Genomic DNA, 25,443 nt, shown 5'->3' on the forward strand with positions numbered 1-25,443 from the left:
TTTTAGTGCTTCTAATAGATAATATATGAATTTTACTACACATATAGTCTCTTACATCAAATTTCTAAAATTAAGACTAAAAAATCTTACATAATTTAACGCAGAATTTATACAATTAATTGTTTAACATTTAAAATCACCTATTTGAAGTATAAAATCGCTGATAATTAAATTAGATACATTTTTTAATTTGCACTTTAGATTTCTCTTCATAAGTCTTAGAGAACAGCTATTATTTCACAAACCGATTTCATGACAAGAAAAACCCATTTCATGACATCTTTTTCTTTTTTCCCCCCTTACCTATTTAATTTTAAAACTGATTAGAAGAAAGAGGGCAAATTATTTTTTATTCACAAGCTAAAATTACTTACAAAAACACGTAAAAACACCTGATTTTAAAATATTAAAATACAGTAATTTAGCATCATTGATATAAATAAAAAACTACTTTTTTACAAAAATAAAATCTTACAATAATTAAATAAATACAATAACTAACATTAACCAATTTAAACAAAAAAAAATTATGGAGACATTTATTGGGACAATTCTCGCTTTTGGATTTAACTTCGCGCCAAGAGGCTGGCAACTTTGTAATGGACAACTCTTAGCGATATCCTCAAACAATGCGCTATTTGCTCTACTTGGAACAACGTATGGCGGTAATGGTCAAACCACGTTTGGATTACCTGATTTAAGAGGAAGAAGCCTAGTGGGTATGGGACAAGGACCTGGATTAACTAATGTCGCTCAGGGGCAAATTGCCGGAACTGAAAGTGCTACATTGTTAATAACCAATGTTCCTATGCACACACATCCTATTGCAGCTGAACAAAATACCATAGTTACATTCGCAAATGCATTAAGTGATGGTACAACAACCAATGAGACTGATAATGGAAAAAATTCTCTTGCAGCTGGTGGTGATGTTCCTAATATCTATAGCGAGCCAGGAACTGGAACAACTAAAAACAAAGTTACCGGTTTTACTTCAACCATAAGTGGTAATACTGGTATTGCTGGAGGTGGCCAACCATTTGGCATACGAAACCCATATCTTGGTATAAATTACTCCATAGCTTTAGAAGGAATTTTTCCTTCAAGAAATTAATATAATTAGAATGAAACAGAGGCGATTATGCCTCTGTTTTTTTAATCTTACTTTATGGATAAAACTACTAAAATAGGAATTCTAATTCCAAAATCACAACAATACCCAACATTAGACAGAGATTTCATGAGAGGTTTAAAACTTAATAATCTCAATGTTAATTTTTTTGTAGAAAGTATTGGTATTGGTGCTGACGAGAAAATGATAATTGAAAAAATACAGAAACTAAATTTTCAGGAAGAAGTATCAATTATCATTGGCTTTTTTGGGCATTATAATATATCAGAAGTTTATAATTATGCTTCAAACAATGATATTTTATTGCTTGCCGCAGAAATTGGCGCAACGATGCCTTACGAAACGCCAACTTATAAAGGAGTTTATATTAATTCTTTTGGTTTAACCGAATCATGCTATCATTTAGGTAATTATCTAACAGCTAAAAACTATCAAAAAATTGTAACCTCAACCTCTTTCTATGATTCAGGATATGGTATGTTATCTGCAATTGAATATGGTTTTAAAGAAAAAAATATTTTTTCAGGGCATTATATTACCCCTTTTGTGCCCAGAGAAGATGAGTCTGCACACATGGATCAATTCATTAATACTCGTGAACCAGATGCTGTTTTTGCTTTCTATAGTGGTTTGTATGCTGAGGAAAATGCTGATTTTGTAAACCAAAATAAAATCACTCAAAAATACCCCTTTTATGTAACTCCATTTTTTATCAATGATAAAATTTTAGAAGAATATAAAAATGATCCACACGAACTTTATGTAGTAAGTTCATGGATGCAAAATGATAGTGATACAATAAACTTTACTACTGAGTATAAAGATATATACTCTGAGAATCCCTCTGTATTTTCGATTTTAGGTTATGAAAACGGACTAATATTAAAGACCATTCTTCTTAACTCAAGCAACAATTTTAAGATAAGTTCCTTGATTGAAGAAATTGGTAAATTGAATATTACCGGACCTAGAGGAAATATTGAATTTGATAAGGATACAAACAGAACAATATTTAATTATTACATGTATCAATTAAATATTGATTCTAATAACGATATCAGTTTTAATAAAATAGAAACATTTATAAATGATGGACATTTTACTAAAGCTTTTAATTCATCTATTAAACCTGATCAATTAGGTGGCTGGCAAAATGCCTATTTATGCCATTAAACTAAATTTTATATTATGAAAAGAAAATTACTCACATTTATCGTCTTTTTGTGTACCTTCTTTGTACATCAAAATCTTAAAGCCCAGCCAACTGTGCTGGCACCAGGTGATATAGCTTTTATTGGCTATCAAACCGGAACTGCCAATGATGGTTTTTCTTTTATTACCCTTAAAAACATTAATGCAGGAACACTCTTGTATTTAACGGAAAAAGGATGGGGTAACGGAACCTGGGCCACAAGCACTACTGAACCACATTTACTGTGGACAGTACCGGCATATACTCCTGCAGGTACTATAGTATCGATTGTAGAAACTGCAACAGATGATGTTTTCACAATAACCGGAACAACTCAAGCTTCGATCGCGATCGTATCAAGTTCAAACTTTAATCTGTCTGGGGGTGATCAGATCCTGGCATACCAATCTGGTACAGGACCAGAACCTGCATCACCTACATTTATTGCAGGAATTCATGGAGATTATAATATTAGTGATTACGATTCTACTACTACATGGAATACAGTAGCTGGAGCAAATGGAGGAAACGAAAGTTCATTGCCTCCTGGTTTAACCAACGGTGTAAATTGTATTTCTTTATTTCCTGCACCAGGCCCTGAAATTGCTAATAGCAAATATATAGGAACCTTGACAGGAACTGTTGATGAATTATTAGCTAAAATTAATAATCCGTCAAGTACATACTGGTCACATAGTACCGGAGCTACTGATTTAGGAATTATTCCTTCAAACTATCCTACACCTGCAGTATCTACTGTGATAGCTCCAACAGTTGCAACTACTGCAGCTACAAATGTTAAATCAGTTAGTGCAACAATAGGTGGTATAGTAAACACAGATGGTGGAGAACCAACTGTAGAAAGAGGAATAGTTTGGGCTGTAACTGCAAATCCGACTATTGCTAATCATAAATTTCAAATCGGGACGGGAACAGGAACATTTACTAATACGGTAACTGGCTTAACTCCCGGATCGCTTATTTATTACAGAGCCTACGCTTCTAACAGCGGTTTTACTGCTTATGGTACGGAACTAACGCTAACTACGGGAGCGGCATTGAGTACTTCGTCAACTCCACAAACAAATCAAAGTTGTAACGGAGGTTCTAATGGTACAGCAACAGTTAATGTTATTGGTGGTACAACTCCATATACTTATCTATGGACTAATGGAGCTACAACGGCTACTGTAACCGGACTTGGTGTTGGACCAATATCAGTAACTGTTACCGATAATGAATTAACACAAATTACTAGAAATTATACGATAGTACAGCCATCATCTCTTAACGGAAGTCCTTCTGTTACAAATGTTTCTTGTTTTGGAGGAGCTAATGGAACGGCTACAATTACAGCTTCAGGAGGTACACCTTCTTATACTTATTTATGGTCTAATGGAGCTACAACGGCTACCGCATCCGGACTTCAGTCAGGAACGTACAGTGTAACTATTACAGATGCTAACTCTTGTCAGCGTACTATAAACAATATTATAGTAGGACAACCTGCTGCAACTCTTAACGGAACTCCTAGTGTAACAAATGTTTCTTGTTTTGGAGGATCTAACGGTACGGCTACAATTACAGCTTCAGGAGGTACACCTTCTTATACTTATTTATGGTCTAATGGAGCTACAACAGCTACTACAACCGGACTTCAGTCAGGAACGTACAGCGTAACTATTACAGATGCTAACTCTTGTCAGCGTACTATAAACAATATTATAGTAGGACAACCTGCTGCAACTCTTAACGGAACTCCTAGTGTAACAAATGTTTCTTGTTTTGGAGGAGCTAACGGAACGGCTACAATTACAGCTTCAGGAGGTACACCATCATATACTTATTTATGGTCTAATGGAGCCACAACAGCTACTGCAACAGGACTTGTTGCCGGAACATATAGTGTTACGATTACTGATGCAAACTCTTGTCTGCGTACTATAAACAATATTATTGTTGGGCAGCCAGCAGTTATTAATGCTGCTCCATCTCAAGTTAATGTTAGTTGTAATGGCGGAGCTAATGGTTCAGCAACTGTAACGCCAACCGGAGGAACCGGAGCTTATACTTATCTTTGGTCTAACGGAGCTACGACAGCTTCTATAACAGGCTTAGCTTCTGGAGCTTACAGCGTTACTATTACTGACGCTAATTTGTGTACAAAAACACAAAATTTCACTATAACTCAACCTCCTGTTTTAGCAGCAACTCAAGGAACGATAAATAATGTTAGTTGTAATGGAGGATCTAACGGAACTGCTACAGTTGTAGTAACTGGAGGAACTCCTGGATACACATATTCATGGTCTCCTTCTGGAGGAACAGCTGCTACAGCTAGTGGACTTTCTCAAGGAACATATACTGTTACGGTTACTGATGCCAACGCGTGTCAGACAACTCAAAGTTTTACAATCTCACAACCTACCCCATTTTCTGTAACATCATCACAAACAGACGTATTGTGTAACGGTGCTGCAACAGGATCTGCAACAGTAAACGTAACTGGCGGAACTGGGACTTATACTTATGCATGGTCTCCGTCTGGTGGAACTGCTGCAACAGCTACTGGTTTAACTGCAGGAACTTATACTGTTACGGTTACAGATGCTAACTTATGTCAAACAGCAAAAACATTCACTATTGTGCAACCAAGTGCTTTGGTAGCTACACCAATATCACAAACTAATATTGGATGTCGTGGAGATCTTACAGGATCTGCTACGGTAAGCGCAACTGGCGGAACTGGTTCTTATACTTATTCATGGGCACCATCTGGAGGAACTGCTACAACAGCTACTGGTTTAGCTGCAGGAACTTATACCGTTACAATTACAGACGCTAACTTATGTTTAGCAACACAAAGTTTTACAATTACACAACCAGCAGCAATTCTATCTGCAACTACAGCATCAGTTGGTGTAAGTTGTTTTGGAGGATCTAATGGGTCTGCTTCTGTTACCGTATTAGGAGGAACACCAGGATATACCTATTTATGGGCACCGCTTGGTGGTACTACAGCATCTATTACAGGAAGACCTGCAGGAAACTATACTTGTACTATTACAGATGCAAACGGATGTACACTTGTAAAATCAATTACAATTTTGACTCCAACGCAATTATCTGCAACAGCTTCTAAAACAGATGTATCATGTAATGGCGGTACTAACGGTACAGCTACTGTAAATGCAACAGGAGGAACAGTAGGATATACTTATTCATGGAGTCCAACAGGTGGAAATGCTGCAACAGCAACAGGACTTGCTGCAGGAACTTATACCGTTACGGTTACAGATGGCAACACATGTCAGACTACAGCAACTGTTACTATTGGCGAGCCTGCAGTTTTAGCAGCAACAACAGTAAAAACCGATGTACTTTGTAATGGAGGAGCGACCGGAACAGCTTCAGTAAATGTTACAGGAGGAAATGGAACTTATACGTATCTATGGTCACCTTCTGGAGGGACTGCTGCAACTGCAACAGGATTAACAGCTGGGAATTATAGTGTCATGATTACAGATGCTGTAGGTTGTAGTTTAATTAAAAACTTTACAATTACTCAACCTTCAGTTTTAACAGCTACAACATCTCAGATAAATGCAACTTGTGTTACTGGCGGACAAGCAGCTACTTCACCATCGGGAGGAGTAACGCCTTATACCTATTTATGGTCAGATGGACAAACAACACAAATAGCAACAGGATTATTAGCAGGTAATTACAATTGTATCATTACGGATGCTAATGGTTGTACACTTACTAAAAACTTTGTAATTAATACAACAAATACACTAGTTGCAGTCACATCACAAACTGATATTTTATGTAATAGTTCAAATACAGGTTCAGCTACAGTAATTCCTTCAGGAGCTCCAGGCCCTTTTACCTACGTATGGGCGCCATCAGGAGGTAATGCTGATACAGCTAGTAATCTTAGTGCAGGAAACTATACAGTAACTATAACATCTGCTAATGGTTGTTCAATAGTAAAAAGTTTTACTATAACACAACCAGGTGCAATAGTTGTTACTCCATCACAAACTAATGTAAGTTGCAATGGAGGAAGTAACGGATCAGCTTCTGTAAACGTAACGGGAGGAACTGGTGCATATACCTATTCTTGGGCTCCATCTGGAGGGACTTCTGCGACAGCTACAGGATTAGCTGCAGGAAATTATACTGTAACAATTACTGATGCTAACTTATGTCAGGCAACTCAAAGTTTTTCTGTAACACAACCAGCTGCTCTGGCTACAACAACTTCTCATACAAATGTGAGTTGTAATGGAGGAACTAACGGATCTGCTACTGTAAACGTAACAGGAGGAACAGGTGCATATACTTATTCATGGGCTCCAACTGGCGGAACAGCAGCAACAGCTTCTGGACTGGCAGCAGGAACATATACAGTAACGATTACTGATGCTAATGTATGTCAGACAACAGCAAGCGTTACCATTACTGAACCTTTAAGTCTTACTGCAACAACTTCACAAAACAATGTGACTTGTTTAGGAGGAACTAACGGATCTGCTACCGTTTCTGTAACTGGAGGAACCGGTGCTTATACTTATGCATGGTCTCCGTCTGGAGGAACTGCAGCAACAGCTTCAGGATTAGCAGCAGGAAATTATACAGTAACAATTACTGATGGTAATTTATGTTCTTTAACAAAATCAGTAACAATAATTACTAATCCGGATATTCTTGCACCAGTTCCTGATGTAACGAACCTTCCTGATATTACAAACTATTGTTCTATTTTATCATCTGAAATTAGCATTCCTACAGCAACAGATGCTTGTGTTGGAAGCATAACTGCGACAACAACAAATCCATTAAACTATACTGTTGAAGGTAATTATACCATTACATGGAATTATAGCGATGGTAACGGAAATACTTCGTCACAAAATCAAACGCTTCACGTAATTGCCTCTCCTTTAAACCAAGTAACATTTAGTGATGCTGAATTTACTTTTAATGGAAATCTTCATACTGTACAGGTTGCAAATCTTCCTGCCGGAACAAGTGTGGCTTACACGACAAACCCAGCAACAGGAACTGCAAATGGAGCAACGAATGCAGGAGTTTATACAGTAACTGCAGTAGTAACTCCATCTGTAAGTACACCAAATTGTTCACCAATTACACTTACTTCGCAACTTACTGTTAAGAAAGCGGCTCAACAAATTACTTTTGGACCTTTGGCAGCAAGAATTCTTGGAGCTAATAATACCTTCAATTTAGATGCTAATTCAAATTCAGGTTTAGCAATACGTTATTCATTTACCTATACTTCTGCCCTGCCACCTGCGAGTGTTTCTGCAACTGGTCTGGTAAATCTGTTAAGATCTGGTCAGGTAACAATTACTGCGCATCAGGATGGTAATGTTAATTATCTACCTGCACCAGATGTTTCGCAAGTATTGGTAATTAAAAATAATGATGTAACAGTTACCCAAATTACAATTGGTACTCAGGTATATCCAAATCCAGCAAAAGATCTAACATATCTGATGACTTGTGGACAAACCAATGTTAATATCGCTATTGTAAACACAACAAATGCAACGATTACACCTTCAGCTAATTTTACGATTACGCCTCCTAAACCAGGTATTTATACACAAAACGTAACAATAACTTCTGAAGATGGATCAACAACAGCTAATTATACAATTAAAGTAGAAAAGCCTTTTGGTTTCTTCGATATTGTTCGTCAGAAGTTTAACAATGTACTTCTTGTAAACAACAACCCTTTAACAAATGGTGGTTATGAGTTTGTTGCATACCAATGGTTTAAAAATGGAGTTCAAGTAGGAACTGGTCAATATTATACTGCCGGAAATGAATCTAATAATGTTTTAGATCCTTCTGCTTTGTATAGCGTAAAAATGACTACTAAAGATGGAAAAGTACTTCAAACTTGTGGTGGCACGATTTCAATACAAAATTCATTTCAGTCGAAACTTTACCCGAATCCAATTGAAACCGGAAAAGTTATTACTGTAGAAGCTGATTATCCTGCAGAAGAATTGGAAAATATGCAGATCACACTTTACTCTGTTTCAGGTCAGTTGATTAAAACAGTGAAGTCATCTACAGTAATTACCGAAATACAATTACCTCCAACAACTGAAGGTAACATTTACCTTGTAGTTCTTGAAACTGCAAACGTAAAAAAATCATTCAAAGTAATTGTAAAATAAATAAAACCCTGCCAGTACTAGATAAAAATAGTACTGGCTAATATAACTTTAAGATGAAAAAATATATAAGCAACTCTATAAAACTATTAACTACAAGTGCGGCACTTTTAATACTATGCCTCAATAGTTATGGTCAGGATAAAAAGCAGGAAATTTCAATTTCAGTAGGCGGTCCATTTTCATTTGTTAATGCTACTTTAGCTGGTGGGTCGACAGTTCCCGGAAACGGAATTAGTGCAGGTCTTCGTTACTCCTATTATTTAAACGAAGGTTTAAGCATTGGTTTTGGTGTCGAATATCAAACTTATAATACTGATATAAAATTTAAATATCTGGCAGGACAATATAATACTGTTGATGCCGAAGATGAATCATTTCAGTTTAGATATAGAGCAACCAATTTAAGAGAAGAGCAAAAATTAGCATACGTTAATGTGCCTATCGGAATTCAGTTTGAAACTCCCGGATCAACAAAATTATATGTTGCTGCAGGAGCTAAAATAGGATTTGCAACAAGTGGAAGCTATGAAACAAGAATTCAAAATTTAACCACAAGCGGATATTATCCTCAATATAATGTAGAGTTATTTTCTCCGGCATTTGCAGGTTTTGCAAGTACAGATAATATCAAAACAAGCAAACAGGATATTGACACCGATGTATCTTATTCTGCTACTTTTGAAACTGGTTTAAAACAAAATCTGGGTGACAGAAGCTCATTTTATATTGGCCTTTATTTAGATTATGGCTTAAATGATATTTATGATAAAAGTGAAAACAAAAATTTGGTTCAATATAATGCTCAATTGCCTGTGCAGTTAGGGTACAACAGCGTATTTGATTCATCTTACGCGCGCGACATGAGATTAGTTTCTTATGGCATTAAACTAAGATTTGCATTCCGCTAATTTTAGTTAAAAGATGAATTAATTATAAAAGCCAATTTCTGGGGGGAAATTGGCTTTATTTTTTGGTATAAATATTTATATTAATCTTCTATAAATAATCGATATGGAAATACATTTGACGATCTGTTTTTCAAATTTTTCATAAAACTTTCACACAAATAATCCCATTCAGTTACGGATAAATAATCTTTTTCAACTGAATTTACTTTTAAATGAATATCAACTGTTCGGCTAAATCCTGCTTTTACAGAAATTTCTTTTCGTGTTCCTTTTTCAATTTTAACATCCGTAATGCAATTCTTAAAATGATTAAATGCAAAAGCCTTAATGTCAGCAAAAGTTACAATTCGACCACGCGTTAATAAAGCGTTTCGATAAGCCAAAATACGGTCTTTGTTGTTTTGCTTATTTGTTCCTCCAACAGTATTTGTAACTAATATTGTTTCCTTGCTTACAAAATACAAATCATCTTTAGATTGCAAAGCTGTACCGGCTTTAATATCATTTCCTTCCTCAGCACAAGTAGACCAGTAATTTATAGCAAATGATTTCCCTGCCGATTCATCGATCCTGGGTTTAATCATAAGATAAGGATCATTATTTTTAGAAAAACTACTTTCTTTAGCCTGTTGTTCTACAGAAGCCAGTAACTGATTAATTTCGATTAAAGAGCTATTCATAAAATCTTTTCCCAAACCGGCAAAAGAAGAACTTTCATCTTTCAATAAATCTAAAACATTTTGAAGCAATTCAGAAGCGCTTCTTGAATCAAACCTCGAAACTCCTCCCGTACGCAAAACAGCATTTCCTTCTTCGATAACACCATCTTTAAATTCTTTTATTTCGTAACGATTATTGAATCCATCAACAACAGAATCTACATCCAGATAAATATTATTGTCCGTTTCAAGCGCTACATAAGACAAAAAAGTTCCGATTGTTTTGCTTAGAATATGCTTTTTCTTATTGATTACAGGAAAACAATTCGCCGTAAAAGAAACATTGTCAATTATTTGTGGAATAAGCGATTCCGGAAAAACCAACTTCAGCCAAATAATTTTATTCCCATTATTTTTTGTGATTTCTTCGAATTGTTTATACTCTGCATTATAATCCTTAATAGTTTTATGTTTTAATATTCCCTTTAGTGTATAAAAATTATCAAAATAAAACTCGTTAACCTCCTGCATTACCTCACTAAGATGTGTATAATTACGATTGATTATATTTTCGATATCAAGATGGTTCACAGGCACATTATAACCTTCTTTAACAATAACCTCTTTGTTATCATGAAAACATCTCATTTGCTTTAAATAGTAATGAAACATCTCTTTTTGATGTGTATTTTTGATGTCGATATATAACATTAAATCTTCCAATTCGTCAACATTGGCATCGTTTAATTCAATTCCCAAAAATACCTGACCTGAAGGTAAAGAATGATGATAATCTCTTACAGCATCTTTATAAAAAAGATTAGATACTTCGTACAGGTTTCTTTCATAAGCAATATATTTCACCTCACACGAAGATAATTTCACTTCTAATGTTGGTGAAAGCGCAATCTCTTTTGTAATTGGTGCCAGCGGATTATAAATATTATGAATTCTTCTGTCTACCGTCATTTGGTTATGCAAAGAAACCTTCATGTTATTATCTATTGGCAAAGCATGCATAATCGCTCGTGCCGGTTTTGCTCCAGAGGTAACTTCAGGAAACATAATTTCAAGAACTCTTTCAACCACTCGTGTTTTAGAATCCTCTAACTCATGCGCAACTTTTTCTAACTCATAAGATAAAGCATTTAACATCATTGATACAACAGGATCAAAAGAAGTTTCCATCTCAACATCTGAAAAGCCCCACGATCTAGCCGCTCTTTTTAATACTCTGTCTTTTATTCGCTCTTGTCTCATTGTTTTATTTTTGTTGAAACTTAAAAGTATCTTTTTTAAGTGACTATAATCTAATTTTCATCTATAAAATTATAGACAATCTATTTTAATTAATTTGTACATTTCTTTATAATGGTATCTTTTATGTTTCTTTGATAATCAAAATATGAAATCTTTGATGTCCATTTATTATTATCATTTTCACATCTGTCAATTGTAATTTCTCCTATACCAAATTTTTCATAATAATCATGTAAAATTTCACTCGAGGATCCTCCCGGGTCATCAGCATTTTCAACAAAATAAGATGTGGAACTATTTTTATTGTAAAAGAATATGCTAATTGAGTATAAATCTGATTGCTTATAAATCTTCTTTAAATTTTCATTTTCGTACTTAATAAACAATTTAATCAATTCGCTATTTTCAACAGGTGCGTTTTCTATTAAGACACTTTGATAAGCAAATTTTTTGCCTGCGTTATTACCTCTATCAAATACCCCTTCTCCACTATGTTTTTTTAAATCAAAAAATTTAGTTTCATTTTTTTGGCAGGAAATTATACTAACACAGATAATTATATAAAAAAAAATCTTCTTCATTATTCTAAAATTTAGGTTCTCTCATCATTTTTGCTCTTTCCTTCTCTGCCCATTGCTGAGCTTTTTTTCTTTCTTCATCTTTCCGCTTATTTTCTCTCTCATTTTTGCCATCATTTATATTTCCTGCAAATTCACGCTCAAAAGTCATTTTAGTTATAAAAGGTTTGTAACCTCTTAAATGCTGCAGTATAAACCAAGTCAAAAATGTCTCGCCCACACTAGGTATAATATTAAAAACCTTTTCCATATCAGGTAAATCCAAGCCAAAATGATCCCAAAGCGTTACTTGATATTTTGCCTTATAATTATCATTATCCGTATTGAGTTCTTTCAGTAACACTTCTGCCGCCCAAATATCATTTAATGCTATTGTTAAACCTCCCGTTACATTGCTTAAAGTATCATACGAATAAACTGGTTTTGTAAAATAATCTTTATTCTTAAGTTTTCTATTTTTAGTAATTTCTTCAGCACCTCCAAAATAAGGCTTTGCATCCTCTGCTTTTTTTAAATCAGCTGTATTCTGTTTCAGTTGTTCTGCAATATAATCTTCTACACTCATACAGTATTTGGCTGTATTGGGATTATCGCTTACATATTTTGTTAATATCTTGTCTTCATAAACACCACCTTCGTTTCTTTTAAATTTAGCAATCATTCTTTTTATATTCTCTTGCAATTCTCCAGTTGCGAAGTATAAAGTTGCAGTTTGCTCAAAATCCCAAAATAAATTTTCAGTAGAAAATTTATCGAATAATCTAACATCTAAACCTGTTGATATTTCTGGAATTATCTTATTTATTAATGGAATATTTACTTTATAGCTTGTTTTATAACATTCATCTCTACTATATTTAGCTTTATTTTCTACACCAGTTTCCTGATGTGAAAACTGAGCATGTTTTTGAATATCAAAGCCATTTTTTTCATACTCTTTTTTAAATTTTTCGAGAATATCGCTGGTGTAAACCGGGCCAATATGTTTAACACCTTTGCCATAAGTCATATCATCAGCAATTGCTGAACCATTAGCATTTAAACCAGGCATTTTATAACGATCAATTACAATTGCACCTACTTTAAGATAATCTTCGATGTTAGAAGGATACTGAACATTTTCTATTTTATAACTACAACGAAAATAAAGTTCCAGACATTTATCTTGTTCGTCAATAATAAAAGATGCAAGACTAGACAAATTGATTTTTTGTACAATCTTATTGTCCTGTACTTTTGCGACAAGAAGCTCTTTTTTAGTTTTTGAATTTACTAATTTTATTTGGTCATCTTTATCTTTCTTACCGTTTGTGTTTTGAGGTTCTTCTTTTTCATGATTATCCTCATCAAATAAAGAAAGAAATACAGAATGCCCGTTAGGAATATCTTTAGTTTTTAAGTGAAAATAAACAGTCATTCCAGGCAGCGCTCTCTTTATTTTCTTTTTTCCTTCTTTGTCTAAAGCCCACCAGCCATCTGTAAAATGCAATTTTGAAGAAGGCGGAGCATCTTTTGGTTCTCCATAAGTAATTCCTTCATCACTTGTTTCTGTAATTGCTTTACCTGAGTTGTAAATAATATTACCATCAGAATATATATTATGATCTCCTGCAGTAGTTTTTGTTATAGTACCGCCTACAATTCTTATTCTACTCATAAATACAATTATTTTTTATGCAAAATCATTTAAAAACATTCTCTTGTTTTTCAGAAAAGAAAGCCATCAGTATCTTAAAAATAATCTTTATGAAAAAATGCTATTTATATAATATCTTTTTTCAAAAATTAATTCATTTTTTAAAAGGATTTCTAGCAACAAAATAACAATTAAAAATAAATTGTTGTTTTTAATTAATTACAATGTCATTATTCTTATTTGTAATTGTTAATGTTCTCTGATTATTTTTGATTTTAAAATCTTTTTCAAAATTTACTTTATCCCAAAATTTCAAGATATGTTTAGAACTATCCAGAATTTTTAAAGAAAAGTTTTCGGGTAAAACTTGTGGTTTTTCCCGAATACCTGAAAGTTCAAAATTTTCATAATTACTATAATCATTTATACCTCCTAAACTTACTGTATCTATACTTGAATAATTATTTGTTTTAACGTAAGTGTAGTTTTGAAATTTTTGAGTTTCAGAATTTGAAAAATTATGGTTCAGTATAATATATAATTTTGATTTCGTATTATTTTCTATAATTAATAAACTAACATATTCATTTATTCCGGCTTCCTCTTTTGTTATAGGTTTTATGAAAAAACTATAATAAAAAACAAAAAAAATCAGTATTGCTAAAATTACTATTGAAACTACTGCCAGTATAATTTTTTTCTTCATTATGAAATTTTTAATTTAGTAAGCCATATTAGTATCATTATATCTTTTTCTGTTGCGACACTTCTTTCTTCAATTTTGGATACAGGTATTCTTCTACCTGTTTTATCATTCTCATAGTTATAATATTTCATCAAATCAATTTCTCCGCTTTTAGGATAATACTCACCTGAAATTTCTTTCATATTGTCCTTTTTAAAATGATCTGAAAAAGTTTCATTACCCTTTACAGGTTTTACATCTTGTGGCAACAAATATGAGCTTCCTTTATGTTGCCATGAATAAGTCATACCTCCATAAGCTTTCAAAATTGAATGCCCAATTTCATGTCCTGAAGTATGTTTGTATTCTAATTCAGCATGTGGTCCATTTATATAGCCCCAACCATTAGAATATTTTACATAACCTTCATTATAATATATTCTAGCTAATACTCCCGGATTTCCCGATCTACCCCAGCTATTATTAGTATTGTAAATTAAATCTATTGAAACCATGGCATTTTTTTTTGTATTAATAGTATCAATAAAAACCTCAAATAAATCACTATTAATTTTTACATTTTTGCCCTCTAAATGGTTTTTATTTCTTCCCCAATGGTAATTTAATCCCTCAATTGCTAATTTTTCTAAATCTGAAAAGCTTTGTGTTCTGCTTTTTATTATTGGCTGACCAGGGTTTATATCCGAAACAGGTATTTTATCCCAATCACAAATTTCAGTTTTTGTAGATGGTGGATTATAATCTCTAGTATTAGGCCAACAACTCAAACCTTCCGCACTGCCATCAGTCATGTCTACCCTTAAAGTAACATCAATTCGTTTTGCATTCTTATCAATTTTGATATCAGTCCAGTCTGCCTCACTATACTTTGTAGAAAAATCAACTGTCAGGCTTTTTTGTTTATCTCCATTGGTTGCAGTGATCTTTGCTTTTAGCTTTTTACCGTTAAACCTTGTACTATCATATATTTCATTATCATCAAAACCATCCCAATGTATAAAATATTCTCCTTCTTTTGTATAATCATCCGGTTCTACTAAAGAATACTTATTATATATTTTCAGAAAATCCCAAGTTTTAGATATTAGCGGTCCTTCAGTAGGTTTTTTAGCTTCAAAAAGTATTTCAGGTTTTTTTGAAACCTGAACTATTACAGTTTTCAAATGTGTCATTTGATAGATAGGCGTATCATTTTCGTCTAATATTTGAAAACTTAGAGAATCTATTTTAGACTTAGTCAATTTGTATTTGAAGCTGAAAAATGGATTTTCGATTTTATCCTCGAAATCTAAAATTCCAAATGGGACCACTGATTTTTCATTCTTATCTAATTCAAAAGTAATATCAAAATCACTTGCTTCTCTTTTAGGTGGATCTTTCGGTTCACCATACGTAATTCCTTCATCGCTTGTTTCTGTAATCGATTTACCAGAATTATAAACAATATTACCTTCAGAGTAGATATTGTGATCTCCTACTGTAGTTTTGGTTATAGTGCCTCCAACAATTCTTATTCTGCTCATTATTAGTGAGATTTAGATTTTTCAGCACTATTATTTTGCATCTCTTTTTTCGAATGCTTATTGATTGCACCTTCACTACTCGTTTCAATTCCTTTTACAGCTACCTCTTGTCTCTCTTTCTGAGTATGAGATTCTAAATTTCCTTCAATATTCTCCATGAAATTACCGGTAACACTAAGCATATTATCACCTCCAACACTAGTATTAAGCATCATTCCTACCATTGTAGTTTTATCTGCTCCCGCACTCTCGGTAATATTAGCTCCTGCAGTAGTAGTAACACTTTCAGAAGCATTCATAACAATATTAGCAGCATTCATTGTTATAGTGTTTGTAGACGTAATATTTATATTTCCGCCAACAGTATCAAGAAGTATTTCATTACCATTTTTATCAGCAATTAAGATACTTTCTTCTTCAGTAAACTTTATAATATGTCCGCTTCTCGTATGAATTGCTTTTATATTATTTTGACTATCAGCGTAACCACTTTTATCTTGCCCGTTGTATTGAGTTCCTATTACATAAGGATTCTGTACGTTGTTGCCTTCAAAACCAACTAAAACTTCCTCTCCTATTTCCGGAATAAAATAAAATCCTTTTCCTGCTCCTGAGTGAGGTTGTATCATACGAATCCATTCGCTTACAGCACTGCCGCTTGCTCCGTAAAATTGTACTTTTACACGTCCTAATCCTTCTGGATCATCATTTTCTTTAACTTGTGCCGGCTGACTTTCTGCTTTTGCAAAAACGTGTACATTGGTATAATGTGGCGCAGCAACATCGGCAGGAATAGCTTTGAATTCACAAGAATAATTTCCGTGAACCTCTGAATGATGTATAACTTCAATAGCAATTAATTCATGCAATACGGCTTGATTTTGTATCGTAAACACTTGTCCAACTCCTATTGGGAAATAGGATATTCCGCTATAATAAACACTATTGGCATCATTTCCTGCAGTTTGCAGTTTAACCATTTCATCAATATCATCCTTATTTTGAGCATTTACAGTGTATACTCCATTACTCAACTCAGCGTTTGTAACGGTTCCCTGGTTGTAACCAACATTTGATGCAAAACTATCTTTACTTCCTGTAGAAGTTTTCGTTGCAGCGTCCTGAATATTTGCAGTGTTATTATAATCGTAGCCTGTTAAGGATATTTTATGCGAAACCATATTGGCCTGTATCTTAAAGCTATGGAGTGATGCTCCATTAATAAGAACTGTATTACTGGTTTTTGTCTGCCCGTACTGCATACGCATTCCGTCAAAATAAAACCATTGTCCATAACGAGTTGCCAGTCTTTTTAAAAAATCAAAACTGGTTTCATTATATTGCAATATATTCTTAAATTCTTTAAGGTACGTTGATTTAATAGAATCTCTCTGGTAAAACTCTCCAGGACCTTCTGCTAAAATTCCCAGTACGATATCATCCATACTGCGTTCTTTAAAAGCCCTTGATTTTTTCATGTCATCAATAGTAATACTGTGACTTACGCCTGAAACATGTAAACCTACAGCACTGCCGTGAACATCTACAGATGAAAGCTCTGTAATAATACCTTTGCTCATTAATCTAAGTCCTGTAAGGCTTCTGAAAGTAAAGATAACTTCATCTCCCAGGTAACTTTTTAAAGCTTTAGCCTGATCTGCAGGATTAATTACAGCTTTACCTGTGTATTGCCAAACAAATGAAAAATGATGATGGTCGGCCATTTTTTGCGATAGCTTTAAATCATAATAAACAACGTTTTGAGAAAAACTCCCTATAGTTATATGTACTTGTTCTGAAAAATGTGCCATAATAATACGTGCTTGTTTTTTAATTAGCTTTTACAATTTAATCTAAAGCAATCCAGTTATTAGAGAATTTAGCATCTCCAAAAGTCAATTCTTTAGCCACCAATTCCATAGTGATTTTCATCGGAACTTCGGTTGTGCTTGTAAATTGCTCATCATAACCAACACAAAATGCTTTTGAAAAAGTAAGTTCTTTCATTTTACTTAAAGCATCTCTTCTGTAAAAAACAATTTTACCGTCTTTGGTCAAATCTCCATTTAACATCCATGATAAAAAATGGCTGTTCTGACTTGCCTCAATAATCATTTTTATGATACCTCCCTTAGCGTTTCCGGTAGGTTTGCTTGTGGTATCTATTTCTTGTTTAAAACTAATATTAAATTCAAGAACATTATATTCTTCGCCGTCTATATGTAATTTAGATAAAAAACTCATTTGTAGATTTATTAGATTGTTAGAAAATTTGACTTCTGCTTAATTAGAAAATTTTAGATTTAAAACAAAAAAGGAAGTCCAGTTAATGGACTCCCTTTAATAATTCAAGCTTAATAAAGTTTGATAAAGTCCAAAGGATTATACCCAAGCATTATCAAATTCTCCTCCACCCATCGAAATTTTACGCGCAGAGATCATAAAAGTTTCCGTTAAAGGATTTTCACTGTTGTGATCAAAGTTTTCTTTGTACTTAACCATGTAAGCCTCTGTAAACTTTAGCTCTTTTAAAGTAGCGTTTGAGTCACGTTTGATGAATTTTACAGAACCATCTTTTCTTTCGAAATTATTGGTCATCCATTCAAACAATTCAGTACTACCGGTAGACTCTACCTCGATCATGATTCTTCCTCCACGTGTTACCGTAGATGGACGCCCAGAAGCATCTGTTTCCTGAGCTAAATCATAACTCACGTTTAATACTTTGTAATCTTTACCTGCTACTGTTAATGATGTTAAAAACGACATAATGAAAAATTTTTAATTATTAATTTATATATTTATGCTGTAAATATATAAATAAAATCTTATCAATATTAATATTTTAATAAAATTTTATTTACATATTTTAAATTTCAGATTATCAACGTTTTACAGCTATCAAAAAGTATTTTTTTTACTTCAAAAATTGGTAAAACGGCATCAAAAAGTTTACTTATATGACAACGGACCCACAAAAAAGTAACCTCTAAAGTCAAAAGCCCGATTGGTACTATTTATTGTTGCTTCGATAATGATGTCTACCTTTTTTTTGGCTCTGCTTACATCATCAACCAAATACATTGTTTCTGATAATTCGACTTTTAATTCATTAACTTTTATCCTTTTTTCATGAAAAAGTAATGACTGTTTCATTGTTTTTGAGATGATTTCTTTCAGCGTATTTTCATTCATCAATAAATCGAAATCAATCTCCCAAATTTTAGATCCAAAGGTTTCATCAAACTTGCATTCCCCAAATGTGGTTGTTGCCAACAATATAATTTGTTGCGCTATCGAATGCTCAATTGAAGTTTTTTCTAATTCCTTTTTTTGAATAACGCTATTAAAATCTATAGGCAGTTTATAAAAAGCTCCTTTCATCTATTTTTTATTTAAATATAAATCAACCTGTCTGTGCGTCCTTGTTTATTCGTTTCCATTCCTTTAGAAACCTGTTTTCTTTTTATAATATGCAGTTTTACTTTTGGAGTAAGTTTTAAGAATTTCTCACGATATAAAATATCTCCAATAAATCTTTGCCCTTTTTTTTCATCGACAATTACAAAATAACTGATCCCTTTTTCAACTTTAAGTGTATTGATGTCACCTGCAAAAACCTGAATATTTTGATCTTCTTTTTGAAAACTATAAGTAAGTTCTTCCTGATTCAACTTTCTGTATCTTGAAATATCAAAAACTTCCATTTCCTCTTTTAAAGGTTCAAACGGAATATTTTCAAAGAGAAAGTTTTTTGGTGCTAAAAATTTTAAACCTAAAAAACTCCATATTCCTTTTTTTGTACTTTGTTGTTTATAGAAATAAGTATCGCGTGTTACTTTATAAATCTCAGTTTCATTGGTTTTATCATCTGTAACAAGCATTTGATAGGTTGGTACTTCAATTTCAGCAGGAATTTCGGCGCCTTTAAAATGTGTTTTCAAATTTACCGATCCAACTTGCTGCTCAGAAATTATTATCGTAATGGTATGCTGCTTTAAAGCAGAATCAGTACGAACAATGACTTTACCTTCTCCGCTTCCTGCGTAAAAAACAGAGCCATCATTGTCTGTAAGTCCTAATGAAAGATTTAATTCCGGAATTGGCATATTTAGATTTTTAAACTTTTAAACTTAATTTTATACTTATCGCTTCTTAATTTTATATGATTTAAGACAATGCAGATATAATTTTATATTTTGATTATCAACGGCACCCGGACTAAATTCATAGTCTCTTTTGAGTGTGTAAAATTTTATGGTGTTTATAGAATTGCTCATTAATTTCTTAATATCCCTTCTTGTTAGCTCTAAAGCCGCAGTTCCGTCACAGTTTACTTTAAAAGTATTTTTTAGAATATACATATCTCCATCTTTAAAATAAAGTTCTATTGGCTGTTGTTGTTTCACACATACATTATCAGTAAAAATTTTAAAATACAGGTATATACTACTTTTCCTTTTTCCGAGTTGAAATACAGCATATTCATTGTCTTCATTAAAAACTCGTAACAAAATTGGAGGCGCACTTGCAAAACGTTTACCAGAAAGCAATAATTCATTCTGAGTAATAGGGCAACTAATTGTATCAATTACTTTTTGTGCCTTCATAGAATTTGAAAAAGAAAATAAGGCAATAAAAAGTAAAAATTTAAGTACGTTCATGAATTTGAATTATTTGGTTTGACCATTCAAAAGATCAATATTTTTTTTGTTTAAAAAAGGAAACACATTTTTCATGTGCTTCCTTTTTTGATTTCCAGTACAACTATTATTTTTGTTCGTAATCTGTATCCCATTCTGTTCCGTCAGTTCCTTTTTGACCGTCCATTTTGATAAGGAAGTTTTTAGCAGGAAAATAAGGTTTCATATGGATATCCATATAAATTCTGTCTTTTTGAATTGGATCTTGCTCGAATCTTCTGATTTCGAAATTCTCGATTAATTTATCCGGACCAGTGATTCCGTCAAGGAAAGCAACGATTTGATTCATAATCTCTTTACGTGTTTTAGCAGTAAAGTTTTCGAAAGCACGACGGTTTAAGAAATCCATTAATACTTTAGTCACATAATCAAAAACACGAACTACTGAATACGTTTGCAATCCTAAGTTATCTCCGCTAAATAATGTTTTTGCAGAGAAAGCCATTACTTTACCGTACTCGTTTACCATAGGAACTAATCCTAAGTTTTCAAGATTTGCGATTTCACTTTTCTTAAGGTCAAATTTTACTCCGTCAACTTCATTGATTCCACCGAATTTTTTACCGGCAGTAACCTGAGACATTAATGTTTTGTAAATTTTTCCTGCAAGTGCCGCAGATGGAGCAATGTGTAAATCTTCATTTTCACCAATCTGGTCAAATCTTCCACGACCTACTAACCAGTTACAAGTCATGATTACGTTAGAACGGTATACTTCACCACCAGTTAAAGCAGCAGCATCAAACATTTCCATTACATCATCCGGTTCGTCAAGATGTTCGAAATCTGTAACTAACATTACTTTATTTTCATGAGCGATTTTAGCCCATTTTTCGATTACTTTGTTTGATCCTAAATAACCAGGAATAACCAAAATTCCGTAGTTATTTTTAAGATCTAAACGATCATAATTATCTACTAATTCTCCGTGAATTGCATCGATAAAACGTGTATTATCAAGATCTTTTAACTGCTCTAAATCAGCATTTACGATCGTAACATTTTTTACTTTATCAGTTTCTGTATTTTTAAAGAACAAAGCAATAGTTCTGTAAGCTGCTTCGATTTCTCTTGTATCTTCAACCGCTTTTACTAAGTTTTTTTGCAACAATGCTTCAGACTCTTTGCATTTATCTTCACTTTGAGCAACCATATCAGTCAAAGCTTCATTGTTGCTTAAAACAGAAGACCAAAGTTCTAATGTTTTCAAAAGAGTTTCTCTTTCTTTTGCTTTGTTTACTTCTCCAAGGAAAATTTTTCTTCTTGCTTTTCGCTCCGGATTAAGATTTTGAATTCCTTCAATTGACATTTCCAACAAATCAAACCCACCATATTTGGCTAGTTTTTCAACATTTTTTTCAATTGAACCTCCGGCTACTTTACGCTCTAATACTGCTGTATCTGCATCACCACCTTTATATGCTTCTTTATTTGACATATCTTATATTTTTAAAATTCTTATTTGTTTTCTTTTAATTCAGCAATTAAAGTTCCAAGACTTTCTAATAAAGCTTTTTTGGCTTCACCATCTTCCAGGGCAGCTTTCAAAATTTTATTTGATTTTAACTGACGGATAATTTTTTGATATTGATCTTTTTCTGTTTCCAGATCAGATAAAAAACTACTTTGTGAAGTGATTCCTTTTATACCAAAATCTCCTAAATTTTTAAAGTTCAACGCTTCTACTTTAGTAGCTCCGTCTACAGTTTCAAAATTCACTTTTACTTCTGGTTTAAAGTGTTCAAATGCTTTTTCAACACTTGTAATTCCTTCTACCAATTCTGGTTTTACAGGAGCATCAACTGTTAGTTTTTGAGCAACAAGTGTTCTGTTTTGAGGGATTGCAGTGATTGCTTCATCTGCATCTAATTTTACTTCATTACCTCCAATTCCGTAATTTGATAACATAATTCTAAATTTTTTAAATGATTATTTTATTGGTTCTTTACTCTGATTTCTAATTATTGGTTTTGATAAATCTGGCGGCAGACATCTAAATCCCTGCTTACTTTCTCTAATTCTTCTTTATAGGTTTTTGCCGATTGGTTCAAACTGTCTATCAAATGCGAATTGTGAGTTAAGCTTCTGATTTGTTTTTTATAATCAATAATATTCTTGTACGCCAGGATTACATTGTTATACAGTTTTTTATTCTCTGTTGTATCTTTTGGTATTTTCTGATAAATATTAGCGATCATAACATTGGCCAGACGCTGCTGAAAATCGTTATCTACTTTTGGTGAATTAATAGAGTCAATCGTCATTCGAACGCTGTCAATTTTTACCGAAAAATTAGTTTGATAATCGTATTCTCTTTTCATCATTTCATTTTCGGCTTTCAGCATTTTATTTTCGGCTATCGGCATATAAAAATTGAATGATACTGCAATTAACATTACCGAAAAAGTGAGGATAAATGCAATTAGAAAAGCGATAAATGCTTTCTGACGTTCTTGTTTGTTTAAAACTTCCATAATTTGTTATTACTTATTATATTCTTAATCTTTTATAAAGAAACCGTGTCTTTTCGGACTATGAACGATATCTTTTTTATCTGTTTCAGCAACAAACAATTCAATATTTTCTTTTTTCTTACCGATGTAATCCAGTTTGTTCAATGTTTCGAACAATTTCTCTATTTTGACAAGCGTGCTCATTACTAACGAAGCTGTCTTATCAATATTCACATGGTCGTAACCAGAGTTAATAAGCGATGTAAACATGATTTCAAGGTTTCCCTGAGAAATATCACACCATTCTGCAAAATAATTCAGTAACTCTTCTTTTCCTGCTCCTGATTTAGAATCGATAAAGTTTTTCATTACTCTTGCAAAAGAAACCACTGTACCTAACATAGCAGCCGGGTGCTGATGTAGTGAAAACCAACGAAACTGTGTCAGATGACTTCCTAAATAATATCCTGTATTATCTGCCAATTGCATAACCGTTTGTGGCAAAACACCTGATTGCTGAACACGATTAATTTTTTGAGAAATTTGTACGGAGTAAATTTCTATCTGACCAAATGAACGCGCTATTTGCGCCTGCATATCAACCAATTTTGGATGACAGGCTACAGTAACTGATGACGGAATATAATTTTCATCAAGAACAGTTGTATCACCTATCAAAACTTTACCAATCGCGAGATAAAATCCTCCGTAACCAATTCCTGAACGAAATTCTTCGGCTTTGATTAAGTGAAGTTTATAGTCGGGTTGTGTGTTAGGATATCTTGGCGGAACTTCATCCGGATCCGGCTCACCAAACGGAATCCTTTTTTTAGAATTAACCGATATACAAGCCAGTAACTCTAATTGTTCTCCGTCTTTAATCTCATACGTGTCTTCCGGATAAGGCACCTGAAGATCAAGTGTATCGGTATTACTTTTACTGATTTCGATTCGTGATCCGTTTGGAGTAATGGCGTGACACTCTTCTACACGAACGCGAAGCAATTTGTGATTATCGATTCCTAAAGTAATTTTTGTCGATTCTTTGTTTTGATTTCCCGAATCCAGTAATCCATAACTTATAGGTGTAGTATGAATACCAATCGCATCATTTACCAATTCAGAAACATTGTCCTGCATCGCTAAAAAATGATTTTTGTTGATCTTCATCCCGTCAATCCAGTTAACGGGAAAATGACTTAATTTTTCTATCATGATTCTATATTGTTTTATTTGAAATAAGACGTTCTCTTTCTTACCCTCTTAATTTACTTTCTACTCTAATTATTGCATTATCATAAACGGTATTTTCTTTATACTCTTTGGCCAGTTTGTAATAATTTAATGCTTCTTCAAAATCATTATCGTTTTCAAAAATTTTAGCAATATTGTAATAAGCACTGGCTTTTGTCGTATTAATCGAATTACCCGCAGCATAGGTTATTGCTTTTCTATTAGAATAAATAGCTTCTGCCTTATAACCTTTTTTAATATACATAAGACCTAAATTTCCATACGCCTGTCCAAATACAGGATTGTATTCTATGGCTTGCTTATAAAAATTCAAAGCTGCATCAACATCTTTATCCTGATAAGCCAAATCTCCTTTTTTATTTAATAATAGTGCTGTTTTCTTATCTTCATTTGATACATATACTTCTTCTTCGTTACCATCACCAGAAGATCCAACTATACCAACTTCTTGTTCTGTTTTCGAAATAATATTGTTTATATCAATGATTTCTCCGTTTTCATTTATCTTAAATAAATTCCACACATTACCTTTTTTGTTTTTTGGTATGTAATACGTTTTAACCAACGATTGTCCAACATAAACAAATACTTTTGCTCCACTTGCAGACAATTGAGAAGCATTTAAATCATCTCTATTAGAATAATCATGTACAAAATAATGGTAAGTCTGTCCGAATTTTTTATTGTTAATCGTTATCGTTTCCGGACCATAACTATCTGTGTCATCAACATCCAGATTAGAGAAACTTCCTTTCTTGTGTTCAAAATAAATATGATTTCCCGGAAAACTTAAATGTGAATCTAAATCCGAAGGATATTTCCCCCAGTTTAAAACAATTCTCATTCCGTCAAGATTTTTCATTACTGGACTTAAAGCATATGTCAAATCATTACAAGGGCATTTTACAACAAGAGTTGAATAATTATCTTTTTTAATAATTAATAAGGTATTTGAATCATCCTGAAAATTACCATTGATAGTTGTTTTACCCTGAGTGTTGGTTAACCTTTTGGTTGATGATTCACCATTTCGTTGAATCATAACTTCTGCATTGTCTAATACTTTATCTTTTTCTACGGCAGATAAAACCTGAATCGATATATTCTGTGCATTTACATTATTACCTAAAGCAAGAATTAAAAAGAATGCTAAAAAATTTAATTTCATTTATATATTGTTGTTTATTTATTTTTTAATTTATTTTCTAACAAGCTTTTTCG

The 25,443-nt window shown here is 33.0% G+C and carries 20 protein-coding genes and 1 pseudogene; 5 read left to right on the plus strand and 16 right to left on the minus strand.

Going from position 1 to position 25,443, the window contains the following annotated elements; all coding sequences use genetic code 11:
• Positions 1 to 529: 529 nt before the first annotated feature.
• From GKZ86_RS25605 to GKZ86_RS08200, 5 genes and pseudogenes are all read left to right on the plus strand, one after another.
• A pseudogene (locus GKZ86_RS25605) lies at positions 530 to 700 on the plus strand (phage tail protein); the annotation flags it as partial.
• A gap of 21 nt (positions 701 to 721) precedes the next feature.
• Complete coding sequence (locus GKZ86_RS08185) at positions 722 to 1,114, plus strand: hypothetical protein (RefSeq protein WP_317173591.1); 393 nt, start codon at positions 722 to 724, stop codon at positions 1,112 to 1,114.
• Positions 1,115 to 1,168: 54 nt separating this feature from the next.
• On the plus strand, positions 1,169 to 2,305 hold the full coding sequence (locus tag GKZ86_RS08190; RefSeq protein ID WP_154782627.1) for an ABC transporter substrate-binding protein: 1,137 nt from the start codon (positions 1,169 to 1,171) through the stop codon (positions 2,303 to 2,305).
• Positions 2,306 to 2,320: 15 nt separating this feature from the next.
• Positions 2,321 to 8,542 carry a T9SS type A sorting domain-containing protein gene (locus GKZ86_RS08195; protein ID WP_154782628.1) on the plus strand — a complete coding sequence of 2,074 codons (6,222 nt, stop codon included), beginning with the start codon at positions 2,321 to 2,323 and terminating at the stop codon, positions 8,540 to 8,542.
• A gap of 53 nt (positions 8,543 to 8,595) precedes the next feature.
• The gene (locus tag GKZ86_RS08200; RefSeq protein ID WP_154782629.1) at positions 8,596 to 9,450 is read left to right on the plus strand and encodes an outer membrane beta-barrel protein; all 855 of its coding nucleotides are present in this window, start codon (positions 8,596 to 8,598) and stop codon (positions 9,448 to 9,450) included.
• Positions 9,451 to 9,530: 80 nt separating this feature from the next.
• Here the strand turns inward: GKZ86_RS08200 and GKZ86_RS08205 are convergent, their stop codons facing one another.
• The 16 genes from GKZ86_RS08205 to GKZ86_RS08280 all read right to left on the minus strand — a co-directional run bounded on the left by GKZ86_RS08205 (position 9,531) and on the right by GKZ86_RS08280 (position 25,390).
• The gene (locus GKZ86_RS08205) at positions 9,531 to 11,369 is read right to left on the minus strand and encodes a type VI secretion system baseplate subunit TssF (protein ID WP_154782630.1); all 1,839 of its coding nucleotides are present in this window, start codon (positions 11,367 to 11,369) and stop codon (positions 9,531 to 9,533) included.
• 89 nt (positions 11,370 to 11,458) lie between these two features.
• Positions 11,459 to 11,950 (minus strand): hypothetical protein, encoded by a 492-nt coding sequence (locus GKZ86_RS08210; protein WP_154782631.1) that lies wholly within the window; start codon positions 11,948 to 11,950, stop codon positions 11,459 to 11,461.
• Positions 11,951 to 11,954: 4 nt separating this feature from the next.
• On the minus strand, positions 11,955 to 13,604 hold the full coding sequence (locus GKZ86_RS08215) for a DUF3289 family protein (RefSeq protein WP_154782632.1): 1,650 nt from the start codon (positions 13,602 to 13,604) through the stop codon (positions 11,955 to 11,957).
• A gap of 190 nt (positions 13,605 to 13,794) precedes the next feature.
• On the minus strand, positions 13,795 to 14,289 hold the full coding sequence (locus GKZ86_RS08220) for a hypothetical protein (protein ID WP_154782633.1): 495 nt from the start codon (positions 14,287 to 14,289) through the stop codon (positions 13,795 to 13,797).
• Entirely contained in the window at positions 14,289 to 15,812 is a 1,524-nt protein-coding gene (locus GKZ86_RS08225; RefSeq protein WP_154782634.1) for a hypothetical protein, read from the minus strand. Before GKZ86_RS08225 ends, GKZ86_RS08220 begins: the two co-directional genes overlap by 1 nt.
• Before the next feature lie 2 nt (positions 15,813 to 15,814).
• Positions 15,815 to 17,623, minus strand: a complete 1,809-nt coding sequence (locus GKZ86_RS08230) for a type VI secretion system Vgr family protein (protein ID WP_154782635.1) — start codon at positions 17,621 to 17,623, stop codon at positions 15,815 to 15,817.
• Positions 17,624 to 17,660: 37 nt separating this feature from the next.
• Positions 17,661 to 18,056 carry a type VI secretion system tube protein TssD gene (gene tssD / locus GKZ86_RS08235; RefSeq protein ID WP_059118210.1) on the minus strand — a complete coding sequence of 132 codons (396 nt, stop codon included), beginning with the start codon at positions 18,054 to 18,056 and terminating at the stop codon, positions 17,661 to 17,663.
• A 138-nt stretch (positions 18,057 to 18,194) separates the two neighbouring features.
• Entirely contained in the window at positions 18,195 to 18,581 is a 387-nt protein-coding gene (gene tssD / locus GKZ86_RS08240; protein ID WP_012025247.1) for a type VI secretion system tube protein TssD, read from the minus strand.
• 183 nt (positions 18,582 to 18,764) lie between these two features.
• Positions 18,765 to 19,196, minus strand: coding sequence for a GPW/gp25 family protein (locus GKZ86_RS08245; RefSeq protein ID WP_154782636.1), 432 nt, complete (start codon positions 19,194 to 19,196; stop codon positions 18,765 to 18,767).
• Positions 19,197 to 19,207: 11 nt separating this feature from the next.
• Entirely contained in the window at positions 19,208 to 19,921 is a 714-nt protein-coding gene (locus GKZ86_RS08250; RefSeq protein ID WP_154782637.1) for a hypothetical protein, read from the minus strand.
• Between the two features lie 36 nt (positions 19,922 to 19,957).
• On the minus strand, positions 19,958 to 20,476 hold the full coding sequence (locus GKZ86_RS08255) for a hypothetical protein (protein WP_154782638.1): 519 nt from the start codon (positions 20,474 to 20,476) through the stop codon (positions 19,958 to 19,960).
• Between the two features lie 106 nt (positions 20,477 to 20,582).
• Positions 20,583 to 21,953: a DUF5458 family protein gene (locus GKZ86_RS08260; RefSeq protein WP_154782639.1), complete on the minus strand. Its 1,371-nt coding sequence runs from the start codon at positions 21,951 to 21,953 to the stop codon at positions 20,583 to 20,585.
• A 20-nt stretch (positions 21,954 to 21,973) separates the two neighbouring features.
• Positions 21,974 to 22,423 carry a hypothetical protein gene (locus GKZ86_RS08265; RefSeq protein ID WP_154782640.1) on the minus strand — a complete coding sequence of 150 codons (450 nt, stop codon included), beginning with the start codon at positions 22,421 to 22,423 and terminating at the stop codon, positions 21,974 to 21,976.
• 53 nt (positions 22,424 to 22,476) lie between these two features.
• On the minus strand, positions 22,477 to 22,989 hold the full coding sequence (gene tssO / locus GKZ86_RS08270; RefSeq protein ID WP_154782641.1) for a type VI secretion system TssO: 513 nt from the start codon (positions 22,987 to 22,989) through the stop codon (positions 22,477 to 22,479).
• Positions 22,990 to 23,013: 24 nt separating this feature from the next.
• Positions 23,014 to 24,183: a hypothetical protein gene (locus GKZ86_RS08275; protein ID WP_154782642.1), complete on the minus strand. Its 1,170-nt coding sequence runs from the start codon at positions 24,181 to 24,183 to the stop codon at positions 23,014 to 23,016.
• A 40-nt stretch (positions 24,184 to 24,223) separates the two neighbouring features.
• Positions 24,224 to 25,390, minus strand: coding sequence for a tetratricopeptide repeat protein (locus GKZ86_RS08280; RefSeq protein ID WP_154782643.1), 1,167 nt, complete (start codon positions 25,388 to 25,390; stop codon positions 24,224 to 24,226).
• Positions 25,391 to 25,443 lie beyond the last annotated feature (53 nt).

Origin of the sequence: Flavobacterium sp. LC2016-13 (assembly GCF_009707955.1) — a bacterium.
In the GTDB taxonomy this organism is placed as follows: Bacteria; Bacteroidota; Bacteroidia; order Flavobacteriales; family Flavobacteriaceae; genus Flavobacterium.

What these genes read in the sequence shown, in the direction of transcription:
- GKZ86_RS08210 (WP_154782631.1), bottom strand. Translation starts at nt 11,950, where the DNA reads ATGAAGAAGATTTTTTTTTATATAATTATCTGTGTTAGTATAATTTCC.
- GKZ86_RS08195 (WP_154782628.1), top strand. Translation starts at nt 2,321, where the DNA reads ATGAAAAGAAAATTACTCACATTTATCGTCTTTTTGTGTACCTTCTTT.
- GKZ86_RS08215 (WP_154782632.1), bottom strand. Translation starts at nt 13,604, where the DNA reads ATGAGTAGAATAAGAATTGTAGGCGGTACTATAACAAAAACTACTGCA.
- GKZ86_RS08250 (WP_154782637.1), bottom strand. Translation starts at nt 19,921, where the DNA reads ATGCCAATTCCGGAATTAAATCTTTCATTAGGACTTACAGACAATGAT.
- GKZ86_RS08190 (WP_154782627.1), top strand. Translation starts at nt 1,169, where the DNA reads ATGGATAAAACTACTAAAATAGGAATTCTAATTCCAAAATCACAACAA.
- GKZ86_RS08185 (WP_317173591.1), top strand. Translation starts at nt 722, where the DNA reads ATGGGACAAGGACCTGGATTAACTAATGTCGCTCAGGGGCAAATTGCC.
- GKZ86_RS08275 (WP_154782642.1), bottom strand. Translation starts at nt 24,183, where the DNA reads ATGATAGAAAAATTAAGTCATTTTCCCGTTAACTGGATTGACGGGATG.
- GKZ86_RS08220 (WP_154782633.1), bottom strand. Translation starts at nt 14,289, where the DNA reads ATGAAGAAAAAAATTATACTGGCAGTAGTTTCAATAGTAATTTTAGCA.
- tssO (WP_154782641.1), bottom strand. Translation starts at nt 22,989, where the DNA reads ATGGAAGTTTTAAACAAACAAGAACGTCAGAAAGCATTTATCGCTTTT.
- GKZ86_RS08230 (WP_154782635.1), bottom strand. Translation starts at nt 17,623, where the DNA reads ATGGCACATTTTTCAGAACAAGTACATATAACTATAGGGAGTTTTTCT.
- GKZ86_RS08255 (WP_154782638.1), bottom strand. Translation starts at nt 20,476, where the DNA reads ATGAACGTACTTAAATTTTTACTTTTTATTGCCTTATTTTCTTTTTCA.
- GKZ86_RS08260 (WP_154782639.1), bottom strand. Translation starts at nt 21,953, where the DNA reads ATGTCAAATAAAGAAGCATATAAAGGTGGTGATGCAGATACAGCAGTA.
- tssD (WP_012025247.1), bottom strand. Translation starts at nt 18,581, where the DNA reads ATGTCGTTTTTAACATCATTAACAGTAGCAGGTAAAGATTACAAAGTA.
- GKZ86_RS08200 (WP_154782629.1), top strand. Translation starts at nt 8,596, where the DNA reads ATGAAAAAATATATAAGCAACTCTATAAAACTATTAACTACAAGTGCG.
- GKZ86_RS08225 (WP_154782634.1), bottom strand. Translation starts at nt 15,812, where the DNA reads ATGAGCAGAATAAGAATTGTTGGAGGCACTATAACCAAAACTACAGTA.
- GKZ86_RS08265 (WP_154782640.1), bottom strand. Translation starts at nt 22,423, where the DNA reads ATGTTATCAAATTACGGAATTGGAGGTAATGAAGTAAAATTAGATGCA.
- GKZ86_RS08205 (WP_154782630.1), bottom strand. Translation starts at nt 11,369, where the DNA reads ATGAGACAAGAGCGAATAAAAGACAGAGTATTAAAAAGAGCGGCTAGA.
- GKZ86_RS08245 (WP_154782636.1), bottom strand. Translation starts at nt 19,196, where the DNA reads ATGAAAGGAGCTTTTTATAAACTGCCTATAGATTTTAATAGCGTTATT.
- tssD (WP_059118210.1), bottom strand. Translation starts at nt 18,056, where the DNA reads ATGAGTTTTTTATCTAAATTACATATAGACGGCGAAGAATATAATGTT.
- GKZ86_RS08280 (WP_154782643.1), bottom strand. Translation starts at nt 25,390, where the DNA reads ATGAAATTAAATTTTTTAGCATTCTTTTTAATTCTTGCTTTAGGTAAT.